16 protein-coding genes are annotated in these 13,866 nt (G+C 41.2%); 4 read left to right on the forward strand and 12 right to left on the reverse strand.

The window, feature by feature from the left end; all coding sequences use genetic code 11:
• Position 1: 1 nt before the first annotated feature.
• The gene (dksA, locus tag AAEU30_RS07635; protein WP_087532849.1) at positions 2-445 is read right to left on the reverse strand and encodes an RNA polymerase-binding protein DksA; all 444 of its coding nucleotides are present in this window, start codon (positions 443-445) and stop codon (positions 2-4) included.
• A 267-nt stretch (positions 446-712) separates the two neighbouring features.
• On the reverse strand, positions 713-1,432 hold the full coding sequence (gene sfsA, locus AAEU30_RS07640) for a DNA/RNA nuclease SfsA (protein ID WP_421960006.1): 720 nt from the start codon (positions 1,430-1,432) through the stop codon (positions 713-715).
• Between the two features lie 80 nt (positions 1,433-1,512).
• Between sfsA and pepB the strand changes: the two genes are divergently transcribed.
• Positions 1,513-2,808: an aminopeptidase PepB gene (pepB, locus tag AAEU30_RS07645; RefSeq protein WP_290209267.1), complete on the forward strand. Its 1,296-nt coding sequence runs from the start codon at positions 1,513-1,515 to the stop codon at positions 2,806-2,808.
• 129 nt (positions 2,809-2,937) lie between these two features.
• Here pepB and AAEU30_RS07650 read toward each other — a convergent pair whose 3' ends face one another.
• The 7 genes from AAEU30_RS07650 to AAEU30_RS07680 form a co-directional block, all read right to left on the reverse strand.
• A complete protein-coding gene (locus AAEU30_RS07650) occupies positions 2,938-4,767 on the reverse strand; it encodes a DUF885 domain-containing protein (protein WP_421960007.1) in 1,830 nt (609 codons plus the stop codon).
• Between the two features lie 84 nt (positions 4,768-4,851).
• On the reverse strand, positions 4,852-5,988 hold the full coding sequence (gene hemW, locus AAEU30_RS07655; RefSeq protein WP_421960008.1) for a radical SAM family heme chaperone HemW: 1,137 nt from the start codon (positions 5,986-5,988) through the stop codon (positions 4,852-4,854).
• Positions 5,985-6,584, reverse strand: a complete 600-nt coding sequence (locus tag AAEU30_RS07660; RefSeq protein WP_421960009.1) for an XTP/dITP diphosphatase — start codon at positions 6,582-6,584, stop codon at positions 5,985-5,987. The genes hemW and AAEU30_RS07660 overlap by 4 nt, the downstream gene beginning before the upstream one ends.
• A 3-nt stretch (positions 6,585-6,587) precedes the next feature.
• A complete protein-coding gene (locus AAEU30_RS07665) occupies positions 6,588-7,031 on the reverse strand; it encodes a DUF4426 domain-containing protein (protein ID WP_421960010.1) in 444 nt (147 codons plus the stop codon).
• A gap of 51 nt (positions 7,032-7,082) precedes the next feature.
• Positions 7,083-7,616, reverse strand: coding sequence for a YggT family protein (locus tag AAEU30_RS07670; RefSeq protein ID WP_421960011.1), 534 nt, complete (start codon positions 7,614-7,616; stop codon positions 7,083-7,085).
• Between the two features lie 33 nt (positions 7,617-7,649).
• Positions 7,650-8,471 (reverse strand): pyrroline-5-carboxylate reductase, encoded by an 822-nt coding sequence (gene proC / locus AAEU30_RS07675; protein WP_421960012.1) that lies wholly within the window; start codon positions 8,469-8,471, stop codon positions 7,650-7,652.
• A gap of 15 nt (positions 8,472-8,486) precedes the next feature.
• Positions 8,487-9,200 carry a YggS family pyridoxal phosphate-dependent enzyme gene (locus AAEU30_RS07680; protein ID WP_421960013.1) on the reverse strand — a complete coding sequence of 238 codons (714 nt, stop codon included), beginning with the start codon at positions 9,198-9,200 and terminating at the stop codon, positions 8,487-8,489.
• A gap of 2 nt (positions 9,201-9,202) precedes the next feature.
• Between AAEU30_RS07680 and AAEU30_RS07685 the strand changes: the two genes are divergently transcribed.
• From AAEU30_RS07685 to AAEU30_RS07695, 3 genes are read left to right on the forward strand one after another with little or no spacing between them, the layout of a single operon-like run.
• Positions 9,203-10,243 (forward strand): type IV pilus twitching motility protein PilT, encoded by a 1,041-nt coding sequence (locus AAEU30_RS07685; RefSeq protein WP_087532859.1) that lies wholly within the window; start codon positions 9,203-9,205, stop codon positions 10,241-10,243.
• A 20-nt stretch (positions 10,244-10,263) separates the two neighbouring features.
• Complete coding sequence (locus AAEU30_RS07690; protein ID WP_421960014.1) at positions 10,264-11,394, forward strand: PilT/PilU family type 4a pilus ATPase; 1,131 nt, start codon at positions 10,264-10,266, stop codon at positions 11,392-11,394.
• A 1-nt stretch (position 11,395) separates the two neighbouring features.
• Entirely contained in the window at positions 11,396-11,653 is a 258-nt protein-coding gene (locus AAEU30_RS07695) for a hypothetical protein (protein WP_421960015.1), read from the forward strand.
• A 170-nt stretch (positions 11,654-11,823) separates the two neighbouring features.
• Here the strand turns inward: AAEU30_RS07695 and ruvX are convergent, their stop codons facing one another.
• The 3 genes from ruvX to gshB are packed head-to-tail and all read right to left on the reverse strand — an operon-like array spanning position 11,824 to position 13,837.
• The gene (ruvX, locus tag AAEU30_RS07700; protein WP_421960016.1) at positions 11,824-12,270 is read right to left on the reverse strand and encodes a Holliday junction resolvase RuvX; all 447 of its coding nucleotides are present in this window, start codon (positions 12,268-12,270) and stop codon (positions 11,824-11,826) included.
• A gap of 28 nt (positions 12,271-12,298) precedes the next feature.
• Positions 12,299-12,856 (reverse strand): YqgE/AlgH family protein, encoded by a 558-nt coding sequence (locus AAEU30_RS07705; protein WP_256827326.1) that lies wholly within the window; start codon positions 12,854-12,856, stop codon positions 12,299-12,301.
• Between the two features lie 27 nt (positions 12,857-12,883).
• A complete protein-coding gene (gshB, locus tag AAEU30_RS07710; protein ID WP_421960017.1) occupies positions 12,884-13,837 on the reverse strand; it encodes a glutathione synthase in 954 nt (317 codons plus the stop codon).
• Positions 13,838-13,866 lie beyond the last annotated feature (29 nt).

Below are 13,866 nucleotides of genomic sequence, written 5' to 3' on the forward strand. Positions count from 1 at the left end.
ATTAACCGCGTCCAGATTGTTTTTCTTTGATCTCAGCTAGCGTTTTGCAGTCTACGCATAAATCAGCAGTAGGACGTGCTTCTAAACGGCGGATACCAATTTCAATTCCACATGATTCACAAAATCCAAAATCGTCTTCTTTGATAAGGATAATTGTTTTTTCAATTTTTTTGATCAGTTTACGTTCGCGGTCACGGGTTCTAAGTTCTAAAGAGAACTCTTCTTCTTGTGCAGCGCGGTCAACTGGATCAGGAAAGTTAGCAGCTTCATCTTGCATGTGCGATTTAGTGCGGTCTACTTCATTACGTAAATCATTGCGCCATGCTTCCAAAATAGTTTTAAAATGAGCACGTTGTGCTTCATTCATATACTCTTCGCCCGGTTTTTCCTGGTACGGTTCTAATCCGGCCTGAGCCAATAACCCTAATTTTTTTTGGTCTGGCATAACTTTCTCCTAAATCCTTAATATAATGCCCAGCTTTAGCCGGCGGCTATAAATAACAGAATCCTATGGCCTAGGCAAATTTATTTTTAATTAATTAGCTGTGGTTAAATTGTTTTTACTGCTTTAAAAGGTATCAGGCGGTAATTATGATTGCTTTTTAAGCACAGTGTGATTTTTTAACTGGCCTAGTTATATGGGCAAAAATATTTTTTACAACTTAATTTTTTATTTGTATTAATTTGATTGGTGGAATGGACGTTTCATTGATTAAGGAATAAAAGTTACTTTTTCGTCCAAAGTTATTTCTTTGGCCGAAATTTTTGATTTGTAAGCCAGCACTTCAACCCCTTTAGCAATCGCTTCTGTTAATAGCTGTGCGTATTTTTCATCAATATGTTTTGCGGCACTCACTTGTGTTATGCCCTCATGTAACACGGCAAACAGTAATACAGCGCGATGACCTTGTTCTACCATTTCTATTAATTCACGAATATGTTTTTGCCCGCGTAGAGTTTGCGCATCAGGAAAGTAACCTTGGCCCGTTTCTGGCGCGTCTTGGCTTAATAAAGTGACTGATTTCACTTCAACATAACAGTTTGGACGACTAGGGTCGCTGAGTAAAAAGTCGATACGGCTGTTTTCTTGACCGTATTTTACTTCGCTTTGAAGTTGCGCATAACCACTTAGTTCATTAATTATATTGCTTTGCAGTGCTTCATCGACCACTTTATTTGCAAGCGATGTATTAACACAGATAAGGTGTTGAAACTGATTTTGCGTGAGCTCTAAAGAGTGCGGGTATTTACGCTTTGTGTTATCACTGGTTGAGTAAAATGCGTTGAAATCAGGCTCGGCGCAGCCTGTCATTTTACCTGTGTTAGCGCAATGTGCAGTAAACTCAGTGCCATCCGCTAAGCGTAAGTCGGCTAAGAATCGTTTATAGCGCTTAATTAATGTGGCTTGTTGTAATGGCTTAGCAAATTTCATTATTTAGTCTCAATCAGTTGGGAAGTTGTGCCAGCTATAGTAGACTCAGTGCCACTAATTAGCGCAAAGAGTATTCTAACATGTCTGAAAAATTTGTTGTTCAATTAAGCGAACAAGCAGCTGCATCTCATTGGGGCGAAAACGCCACACTTTCATTTAATGAGCACGGTGCTACAGTCCACCTAGCTGAGCAAGAGACTTTAAAAAACGTGCAAAAAGCGGCGCGTACAATTGCCAATCAAGGTGTTAAAAATGTAGTTTTAGCTGGCGACTGCTGGTGTACTGAAACACAGTGGGCATTTTATCAAGGCTTTGTATCTCCAAAAACGTTAGCTGGCGTTGAGTTTGCAGAAAATGCAAAAACAGACAGCCAAGAGCTAAACTCATTATTACGCTCAGCCACATGGGCGCGTGAAATGATCAACGGCACAGCGGATGATATTTTCCCTGAAAGCCTTGCAGGTAAAGCGGCTGAGTTTATTCAATCACTTGCGCCTGAACATGTTAGCTACCAAATTATTAAAGGCGATGCGTTACTTGAGCAACAATGGATTGGTATTCATGCTGTTGGCCGTGGCAGTGAGCGCCCGCCAGTATTATTAGCATTAGATTACAATCCAACTGGGGATGACAATGCACCAGTAGATGCGGCTTTAGTGGGTAAAGGTATCACGTTTGACTCAGGTGGTTACTCAATTAAGTCAAGTGAAGGCATGCTGGGCATGAAATGCGATATGGGTGGTGCAGCGACTGTTACAGCTGGCTTAGCTTTAGCAATTAGCCGCGGTATCAACAAGCGTATCAAGTTATTTTTATGTTGTGCAGAGAACATGATTTCGGGCCATGCATACAAACTAGGTGACATTTTAACTTATAAAAATGGCACAACGGTTGAAATTGTAAATACCGATGCTGAAGGGCGTTTAGTACTTGCCGATGGCCTTATGGCTGCTGGCGAAACTGGTGCACCGCTTATTATCAATGCTGCAACGTTAACAGGTGCTGCATTGGTTGCAGTTGGCCAAGAGTACAATGCACTATTTGGTCTTGATAAAGAGTTTGTGCGTGAAGTTGAAGGCTTTGCAGAGCAAGAAATGGAAGCCGGTTGGCCATTACCACTTGAAAAGTGGCACCAACAAAACTGCCCATCGCCTTATGCTGATACTGCAAATAGCCGTGCGCAAAAAGGTGGCGGTTACGGTGGCGCATCAAATGCAGCGGGTTTCTTATCACGCTTTGTACCAAACGATGGTAAAGGCTGGGTACACATAGATTTAGCTGCTGCGTTTAATATGGGCAGCACAGGTCAGTGGGCTGCTGGCGCAACAACCGTTGGTATGCGTACTGTTGCACGTACTTTGCTTGAAAAAGCGTAAAGTAAGCTAGTTTATAGAGTACTTTATTGAGCAGGTTTTATGTTGTTTGATAAATAAAAAACTCTAAGTTTGATGCAATAGCAAAAGGCCGCAAATGCGGCCTTTTTTAGGTTTAAAGCAAAGTAGTTTTTAAACTGATTTACTTGCTACCCACTGATCAACAAAGCTTTCAAGTACATTAAGTGGCACTGCGCCATTTTTAAGTACTACGTCATGAAATTCACGGATATCAAACTTGTCGCCAAGTTTTACTTTCGCATCTTCACGTAGTTCTAAAATTTTCAACATACCTACTTTGTACGCAGTTGCTTGTGAAGGCATTACAACGTGACGCTCAACCATTTTAACACCGTCAGAGGTGGCGTTTGGTGTGTTATTTACGTAGTAGTCAATACCTTGTTGGCGAGTCCACCTCATTTCGTGGATACCGGTATCTACAACTAAACGACATGCACGCCATAATTCCATTGATAAGCGCCCAAAGTCAGAGTAAGGGTCTTCATACAGGCCCATTTCTTTTGGTAGTAATTCAGAGTATAAACCCCAGCCTTCGATATAGGCTGTGTAGCCACCGAATTTACGGAATTTAGGCACACCCTCAAGCTCTTGCGAAATAGCAATTTGCATATGGTGACCCGGAATACCTTCATGGTAAGCCAACGCTTCCATTTGATACGTTGGCATCGCTTCCATGTCGTAAAGGTTGGCATAATAAATACCAGGGCGTGAGCCATCAGGCGCAGGTTGTTGGTAAAATGCTTTACCAGCGGCTTTTTCGCGGAATGCTTCTACAGCTTTTACTTTAAGATCAGCTTTTGGCTTAACAATGAATAACTCATCTAAGCGAGACTTCATATTATCAATAAGGCCTGTGGCTTCATCAAGGTAGCGTTGCTTACCTTGTGCTGTATTTGGATAATAAAATTGTTTGTCAGTTTTCATAAACTGCATAAAGGCTTTTAAATCGCCTTTAAAGCCAACTTTATCTTTGATTTCGCGCATTTCATCATGAATGCGTGATACTTCAGCTAAACCTATGGTGTGAATTTCTTTCGCCGTTAGGTCTGTGGTGGTAGTACGGGCTAACGCATTGTTATAAAACGCTTCGCCGTCAGGGAACTTCCATGCACCGTCACGATCATCTGCGCGCTTTTCAAGCTGAGCAAGGTAATTGATTAGCTTAGAGTAAGATGGTTTTACAGCGGCTTTGAGTGCTTGTTCAGCATCACTGATCAAAGCGTCTTTGTCGGCTTGATCTATCTCTAACGCTGTTACTTTACGTTTGAAGTCAGCGAGTAATGTTGAGTCTTCGCCTTTTTCAAATGGCGCACCGATAATGATGTTTTGGCTAGAGTCAATGACGTGAGGAAACACGAACTTAGGCGCAATAATACCTTTGTCTGCACGAACTTCTAGATCTTTGATAAGTTGGTCGATAACTGTAGTTACGCCGTTCAAGCGTGAGATATACGCTTTAGCGTCTGCAACATCTGCGACTTGGTGTTGGTTAATTAAAAATGCAGGGATCATCGAATGAACGCCAAACATTTGGTTTACCGGGTAATTGTGGTAACGCCATTTAAAGTCAGCAATCGTATTTTCGAGATCTTGTTTTTTTAAGTCGTAGCTAACTTTAGTACTTTCATCCAGTAAATCACGGTTAATCGCATTGAGTGCTACTAAGTCGTCTTTAGTTTGCTGCAAGTCTTTAAGAGCACGCTCTTCGCTGCCATCATCCCACTTATCGTAATCTTTTTTGATACCCATATAAGTTTGGTAAACCGGGCTGCTCATTACATCACGGTTAAAGGTATCTTCAAAAAAGGCATTAGCTTTGTCGATTTCACTCTGTACAGGTTGTGCTTGTACGCTAGGAGTACTTTGTTGCTCAGGCGTTTGCTGGCAGCCACCTAGCAGTGCAATACTCACTGCGGCAGCGATAAAGGTTAGTTTACGCATGTTTTCCCTTTTGTTGTTAGAAACCAATAAAGGTTATAAATTACTTATTATTAATATGAAGTTGAAACTGCTTAGGCGTTACAACTATACAAACAATTCTAGCAGGTCATTTAAAAAACGATGACCTTTTTGGCTTACCTGCCAATGGCTATCCCTATCAATTAGTAAGCCTGTATTTACTGCTTTATTCAAGGCTTCAGATTGGCTCTGTAACGATAAATTTGTAAGTGCATGTAAATCACTCTTTGGACACGCTTCGAATAGACGAAAACGATTCATAAAGAATTCAAAGGGTAAGTCGTCTTGCTCTACAGGCCATTGCTTAAATAAATACGGTTTAGCCAAATCCATATACCCGCGAGGGTGTTTTACTTTTTCGGTGCGAGTAATAATTCCTGTTTTTGCATCAGTAACCTTACCATGTGCCCCACAACCGATACCTAAATAGTCGCCAAATCGCCAATAATTCAAGTTATGCTGACATTGAAAGCCAGGTTTTGCATAACCTGAAATTTCATATTGCTGGTAACCTGCTTGCGCGAGCAATGCTTGTCCTTGTTCTTGAATATCCCACAAGGTGTCGTCAGGTGGAAGCGTTGGGGGCTTAGAGGCAAACTGCGTATTGGCTTCAATAGTGAGTTGATACCAAGATATATGAGGCGGGTTTAACGCAATGATTTTTTTTAAGTCACTAAGAGCATCATCAACAGATTGCCCCGGTAACCCATGCATTAAATCGAGGTTAAAGCTATTTAAACCAGCTTCATGAGCTTGCTCTGCTGCGTAAGTGGCTTCATCAGCGCCATGAATACGGCCGAGCGCTTTTAGCTTGTCATTTTGCATGCTCTGCACACCAATCGATATTCGATTAATACCTGCGGCAACATATTCTTTAAAGCGCCCGGTTTCTACCGTACCAGGGTTAGCCTCTAGCGTGATTTCACAGTCATCAGATAAGCCAATGAGAGAATCAACGGCGTTTAATAAGCTGACATAAGCGTTGCCTGTTAATAAGCTCGGGGTACCACCGCCAATAAATATCGAGTGAATTTTACGCCCTTGGACAAGGTGTAAGTCAGTTTTTAAATCATCGATTAAATGTTGAACGTATTCTTTTTCAGGAATATCGCCTTTTTGCCCATGACTATTAAAGTCACAATAAGGGCATTTTTGCACGCACCAAGGTACGTGCACATATAAACTTAAAGGGGGTAATTTCACAGGCCGCCTTTAAGTTTAAGCTCTGTTAATAAGGCTTTTAATGCTTGGCCTCGATGGCTAATGGTATTTTTTTGCTCTTTACTAAGCTGGGCACTGGTGCAATCAAGTTCAGGCACATAAAAGATAGGGTCATAACCAAAACCACCTTGACCATCTTGGCTTTGCGTAATTTGCCCTTCCCAGCTGGCACTACAAATGAGTGGGGTAGGGTCATCTGCGTGGCGCATCAATACTAATACACACCAAAAGCGGGCGCTGCGAACGGGGTTATCACCTAACTCAACTAATAGTTTATCTATGTTGTCTTGATCGTTTGCATTAACGCCAGCAAAGCGGGCTGAATAAACGCCTGGTGCACCATTGAGGCCATCAACCTCTAAACCAGAGTCATCCGCAATGGCTGGGTGTCCTGTTATTTTTGCTGCATGGCGAGCTTTAATAATCGCATTTTCTACGAATGTAGTGCCCGTCTCTGGTACTTCTGGGACGTTAAAATCGCTTTGTGGTAACACTTCTATTTCTAGAGAGCTTAGCATCTTTGCTAATTCAGTTACCTTTCCTTGGTTACCAGTGGCTAAAACTAAGGTTTTTTTCATGATTTAATCTACGTAAAATTTTTGTTGAAACTGCAATTTTTGAAATTGATTATTTTGTTTGATCTCGATATCAAACCGTAAAATTTCCTCGTTGGTAAATTTTACTTGGGCAAGATAATAAATTGAATCACCTTCAATCACTTCTTTAAACTCTAAAGTTTGTTTGTTACCTAATAAGTTCTTTGCCGTTCCCGAAAGTGACGCTGTTTGTGCGGTATTATTGGCATCATTTTTTAAAATCGAAATATTGACAATGCCTTTATAGTTACTGCGCTCAAGGCCATAGGCTTGCGCAATTTTCGGCTGAACAAAGGTTGATGGGAAGGCGATATAGTGAACTTGCCACGGGCCAAGCTCTTTATATTGCGCACCTTGCATTTGTTCACTGTGGGCACTAAAGGTAATTCCTGCCAGTGCGAAAAATAAGATACTTGCTAGCTTTTTCATAAATGACTCATAAAGGAAGAGGCCTATAAAGGCCTCTGGGAAAGGGAGTGCTTAACCTATAAAATCCATAAATAAGATTTGTGCAAATTGCAGTGCGATAATCAATACTAGGATTGATAAATCAAAACCACCTAAAGGCGGTAAAATTTTGCGGATCGGCTTAAGCATTGGCTCAGTAAGTTGATGAAATACAGCTTCAATAGGGTTATAACCTTGGCTTACCCAGCTTAATAAAGCGCGGATAATGAGTACCCAAAATAATAAGTTTAAGCCTTCTTTTATCACTGTAATTAAGGCAGAAACAAACACGGTTTGTGCATCCCAACCACCATAAAACATAAGCATCAAGGTAGAAATTTTAGCTATTGCAACAATGAATGCCAATAACAATGAGGCAAGGTCAAGCCCACCAAAACCGGGAATTATTTTACGCAATGGGTTTACAGCAAACGAAGTTGCTTTAACTACAAACTGGCTCAATGGGTTGTAAAAGTCAGCTTTGGCTGCTTGCAACCAAAAGCGCAGCAATACCACCATTAAAAACAGATCAAATACAATCCCGACTAAAAATTGCATGGCATTCATAATTTACCTCGAAAAATAAGCATATCAGCTTAGTTAAAGTTCTTGTTCCATTTGTTCGGCGCGGGCAATACAAGCATCCATCGCATCAGCAACAGTACCTGTTAAACCTTGAGCTTTTAAATGTTCAACCGCAGCGTGAGTCGTACCACCTTTAGATGTTACGTTTGCGCGTAATTGCGAAATACTAATATCAGGTTGTGATAAGGCCATTTCAGCGGCGCCTAAAGCGGTTTGTTGGACTAGGCTACGAGCATCTTCATCATTAAAGCCCAGTGCTTTAGCTTTTTCTTCAATGGCTTCCATAAATAAGAAAAAGTAAGCCGGTGATGAACCCGTGACAGCTATAACATCGTTAATCTGCGATTCTTGTTCAACCCATACAGCAATGCCAGTAGATTCAAAAACCTGTTGCACAAAAGCATGCTCATCGGTTGTTTCACCATCACCAAATAAACCTGACACACCACGACCAAGCAATGAGGGAGTATTAGGCATACAGCGAACCATTTTTACCTTCTGACCTAACATTTCTCGAAGACGCTTTACAGTGAGACCTGCAGCGACAGAAATAAAGAGCTTGTCACTAAAGTCGATGCCTGAATCTTGGAATGATTGACATAAATCGCCCATCATTTGTGGTTTAACTGATAACACAATCACATCGGCGTCACGCAGTGCTGCGTTATTATCTGAGGTAGTGTTTACCCCGAAGTCCGCTGCTACCTTAGCAAGTTTTTCTTGATTACGATTTGTAGCGATAATGCTTGAAGCTGCAAACCCTTTTTTTACCATGCCGCCAATAATGGCGTAGCTCATATTACCTGTGCCTATGAATGCAATTGTTTTATCTGACATATCTTAGTTATCACCTTAGCTTCGTTGGCCAAAAATATCCGTGCCGATGCGTACCATGGTTGATCCCGACGCAATCGCTGCTTCAACATCACCACTCATTCCCATCGACAAGGTGTCTATTTGAGAATATTGGGTCTTAAGTCTATCAAAGCAAGCCTTCAATTGCTCAAAATATTGCATTTGTTGCTGTATGTCGTCTGTTTTGGCTGGAATTGCCATTAGCCCACGCAGAGCTAAATTGGGGCTGTCATTAACAAACTGCGCCAATGCGGCTACATCATCTGGGTGGCAACCGGACTTAGCATCTTCTAGACTGATATTAACTTGAATCAACACATTTAGCGGGTCTTTATTACTTGGGCGTTGATCGTTTAAACGCTTGGCTATTTTTTCACGTTCGATACTTTGCACCCAGTCAAAGTGAGTTGCCACTAATGCAGTTTTATTTGATTGAATGGGGCCAATAAAATGCCAAACAATATCGCTATAATCTGCAAGTTGGGTTACTTTATCAACAGCTTCTTGAACATAGGATTCACCAAATTCTCGGTGGCCTTGTTGATAAGCCGCTAAAATAAAGTCAGCAGGTTTTGTTTTAGAGACGGCAAGTAAGCGAATATCTTGCTCGTTGCGGTTATTTTTTTTTGCCGCTAATGCAATTCTAGCGTAGGCGGATTTAAGTCGTTCTGCTATTGTAACCATATATTTATCAGTTAGTTGTGGAGTCATAAATGGATATTACCGAATTATTAGCCTTTAGTGTGCAGCATAAAGCATCCGATTTACACTTATCATCAGGGGTTGCGCCGATGATCCGAGTTGATGGCGATGTGCGTCGAATTAATATTCCAGCTCTGGAAGACAAAGATGTAAACAGCTTAGTCTACGATATTATGAACGATAATCAACGTAAGGACTACGAGCAAAACCTAGAAGTGGATTTTTCGTTTGAAGTTCCTAACCTTGCTCGTTTTCGTGTGAATGCATTTAATTCTAACCGTGGACCCGCTGCGGTATTTCGTACTATCCCAAGTGAAGTGCTTACACTGGATGATTTAGGTGCACCTGATATCTTCAAGACAATTTCTGATAATCCAAGAGGTCTAGTGCTTGTTACAGGGCCGACAGGCTCGGGTAAATCAACAACTTTGGCGGCGATGGTCGATTATATTAACCAAAATAAACATCACCATATTTTAACCATCGAAGACCCTATCGAATTTGTTCATGACAATAAACTGTCACTCATTAACCAGCGTGAAGTTCATCGCGATACCCACAGTTTCTCCAACGCGTTACGTAGTGCATTACGCGAAGACCCCGATGTTATTTTGGTCGGTGAGCTTCGTGATTTGGAAACCATTCGTCTTGCTATGACGGCGGCTGAAACAGGGCACTTAGTTTTTGGTACACTGCACACCACCTCAGCACCTAAAACCATTGACCGTATTATTGATGTGTTCCCAGGTGAAGAAAAAGACATGGTACGCTCAATGCTTTCTGAATCACTGCGTGCGGTTATTTCGCAAACATTGTTGAAAAAAGTTGGCGGTGGGCGAGTTGCAGCCCACGAAATTATGATTGGCGTCCCTGCTATTCGTAACTTAATTCGTGAAGATAAAATTGCGCAAATGTATTCATCTATTCAAACAGGTTCGTCTCATGGTATGCAAACAATGGATCAATGTTTAATAAATTTGGTGAATCACGGTGTGGTTTCTAACGCAGAAGCACGCGCTAAAGCGCAAGATAAAACTAATTTTGGCGGCTAGACCAAAGGATAAGAAATATAATGACTCATTCTCTTAACTATTTTTTACAACTGATGATAAACAAGCAAGCTTCTGATTTATTTGTTTCGAGTCAGCTACCGGTCAGCGCTAAAATTAATGGCGAATTGATTGCATTGGGAGACGATAAAATTTCGGATGAGGAGTCCTTAGCGTTAGTTGAATCGGCAATGAGTGAAAAGCAAAAGGCCGAATTTCATAACTCTAAAGAGTGTAATTTTGCCATTGCTACTGATGAAGGGCGCTTTAGGGTTTCTGCATTTTGGCAACGTGATTGTGCTGGGATGGTTATTCGTCGCATTGTGACTACAATACCTGATGTGAATGAATTAGGCCTTCCTTCAACTCTGACCGATGTCATAATGGCTAAACGTGGTTTGGTGCTGTTTGTAGGTGGTACTGGCACAGGTAAATCAACTTCATTAGCGGCGCTATTGGGTTATCGCAATCGTAACCAGCGAGGTCATATTTTAACCATAGAAGACCCGATTGAATTTGTTCATGAGCACCGTAAAAGTATTATTACTCAGCGCGAAGTTGGGCTTGATACAGAGAGCTTTGAATCCGCTCTTAAAAGTTCCTTACGCCAAGCGCCAGATGTTATATTGATTGGTGAAATTCGTTCGCAAGAAACCATGGAATATGCACTAAGCTTTGCCGAAACTGGGCATTTGTGTGTTGCTACTTTGCACGCGAACAACGCCAACCAAGCAATCGACCGAATTATGCATCTTGTGCCAAAAGAAAAGCACGATAAGCTAAAGTATGATTTATCCTTAAATTTACGTGCAATCATAGCTCAACAATTAGTGCCTACTGCTGATGGAAATAGTCGTGTTGCTGCAATTGAGATTTTACTTAATACACCAATCATCGGCGAACTAATTAAAAAAGGTGATATTGGCGGTATTAAAGAAGCGATGGCTAAGTCAAAAGATATGGGGATGCAAACCTTTGATCAAGCTTTATTTGAGCTATACAAGCAACAACGTATAAGCTATGCAGATGCATTGCACCATGCTGACTCACCAAATGATTTACGTTTGATGATTAAATTAAGAGATAACGAACAGCAGGGAGCTGGCTTTTTACAAGGTGTAACCATAGATGGTTTAGACCAAAAAGATTCGTAATATGCAAAGTAGTCCTAAATGGTGTTTTTTGGCGTTGCTGTTTATCAGTTTAAGCACACCGTTTTTTGCTATTTCTCAACAAGGTGTCATCCCTATTTATTTACGGGATGACGTTTACCATGATTACGTCCGTTTTTTAGACGGTGAAACCCTCGATAAAATTAACGGTTTTGGCGGTAAATTCATTCGCTGTGATGTGGTCGATATGAGCATTGCCCAGAAGGTATTACATTTGGGTGGGTTAAAAAAAACGCTTTGATTACCAAGTTGGTAAAGTCAATTTTAGAAACACTAGGCTGCTTGACAGGGCGTTTGCTGCATTACAAAAAGGCTTGCAAATAATGCGTTAACAAGGTGCAATCGAAAGGGCGTATCGGCAAGCTGGATTTATTCCTGAGCTGACCGATCAAGTGATTATTAACCTACCCCTTACCCGTAAGCTTGTTCAAAGTAGCTTTCGAGAATAATAACGGCAGACATGTTATCCACATTGCCTTTGCCTAAGCTCTTATAACCGCCTTGTTCAAATAACCGAGCTTTGGCATCAGCTGTAGTTAAACGCTCGTCTTGAGTCTCTACAGGCAGCCCAAAGTTATTATGCAAGCGGTTGGCAAACTTTTTGGCTTTAAAAGTAACCTCTTGATTTGTACCATCCATATTCAGCGGTAAGCCAACCACTAATAGATCGGGTTGCCATTCATCAACGTGTTTTTTAATAAAATCCCAGTTTGGAATACCGTCTCTAGCTTTTACTGCACTTAAGCTAGACGCTGAGCCTGTAAGCTCTTGTCCTATAGCAATACCAATACTGGTAGTACCAAAATCAAAGCCCATAACGGTACGTTCACCTTTGGGCTTTAGTTGTTTCTTACTCATTGTATCTTCTATATCAAGTTACAAGCGTTTAGGCGTGTCCTGCTTCGGCGCTTAGTTGGCTAATATCAAAACCCAATGTTTCAACGGCTTTTTCCCAACGTTGCTCTACTGGAGTATTAAAAATAATGTCAGGATCTGCCTTGATGATAAGCCATGAATTCTCAAGTAGTTCTTGCTCTAGTTGACCTTGCTCCCAACCCGCATAGCCTAACGTAATTATAAATTGCTCTGGGGCTTGTGTGGTAGTAAGACTGGCAAGTACGTCCTTTGAAGTGGTGATCATAATATCACTGCTAAGCTCCTGGCTTGCAGCATAACCTGGTTTAGGTGAGTGTAAAACAAACCCACGGTCTGTTTTAACCGGACCACCAGCAAAAACGGCGACTTGTGAAGCTTGATTGGTTTTATCGTTATCGATTTCAATTTTATCAAGTAAATCACCAACAGTGATGTTAATAGGCTGATTAATTACCAGCCCCATAGCCCCGTCTTCATTGTGCTCACAAATATATGTTACAGCACGTTTAAAAAAAGGGTCTTGCATTGATGGCATCGCGATTAAAAAGTGATTTTCTAATGATTGCATAACGTTACCCTTTTATTATGTTGTAAATTAAGTATGGCTTAGTTTTCTCTCTATCGCATCAAATAAGATGCCCGTGATTGAAATATCGTAAGCAGCCTCAATCTCTTTTACGCAAGTAGGCGCTGTTACGTTTATTTCTGTTAGTTTATCGCCAATAATATCTAGCCCAACAAAAACCAAGCCTTTTGCTTTTAAGGTAGGTGCAACTGCTTGCGCTATTTTTAAATCAGACTCACTAATCGGGCGGGCTTCACCACGGCCACCAGCTGCTAAATTGCCGCGGGTTTCACCGTTTTGTGGGATACGGGCTAAACAATAGGGGATAACCTCGCCATCAACTACTAAAACGCGCTTGTCACCTTGTTTGATCTCTGGGATGTAATTTTGCGCCATGGCAAAGCGGCTACCGTGCTCGGTCAGTGTTTCGCAAATGACCCCAATATTGGCATCGTTTTCTGTCACTCTAAAAATAGATGCACCACCCATCCCATCTAAAGGTTTGAGAATAATATCTTTGTGCTCAGCTAAAAATGCTCTAATTTGATGTTTATCTCTAGTGACTAGGGTATCTGGCGTATGCTCACTAAACCACGCAGTAAAGAGTTTTTCGTTAGCATCACGTAGGCTTTGTGGCTTGTTTACAATTAATGTACCTTCAAGTTCGGCGCGTTCTAAAATATAGGTTGCGTAAATATACTCAGTGTCAAACGGCGGATCTTTACGCATTAATATTACGTCTAGATCGGCAAGGGCAATGGTGGTTTTTTCTGCTAGTTCGTACCAGTGGTTTTCATCATCAAAGACTTGTGCTTTAGCTGCTGTTGCAAAGGCTTTACCTTTGCGTAGAGATAAATCATCCATTTCCATGTAATAAATTTCATAGCCACGACTTTGAGCTTGCATCATCATTGCAAAACCAGTGTCTTTTTTGATGTTAAACCCGCTGATTGGATCTGAAATTATACCTAACTTAATTGCCATGTCGTTGCCTTACTAAATATGTTGCAATA

This window comes from Pseudoalteromonas mucoides (genome assembly GCF_049257175.1).
Lineage (GTDB): Bacteria > Pseudomonadota > Gammaproteobacteria > Enterobacterales > Alteromonadaceae > Pseudoalteromonas.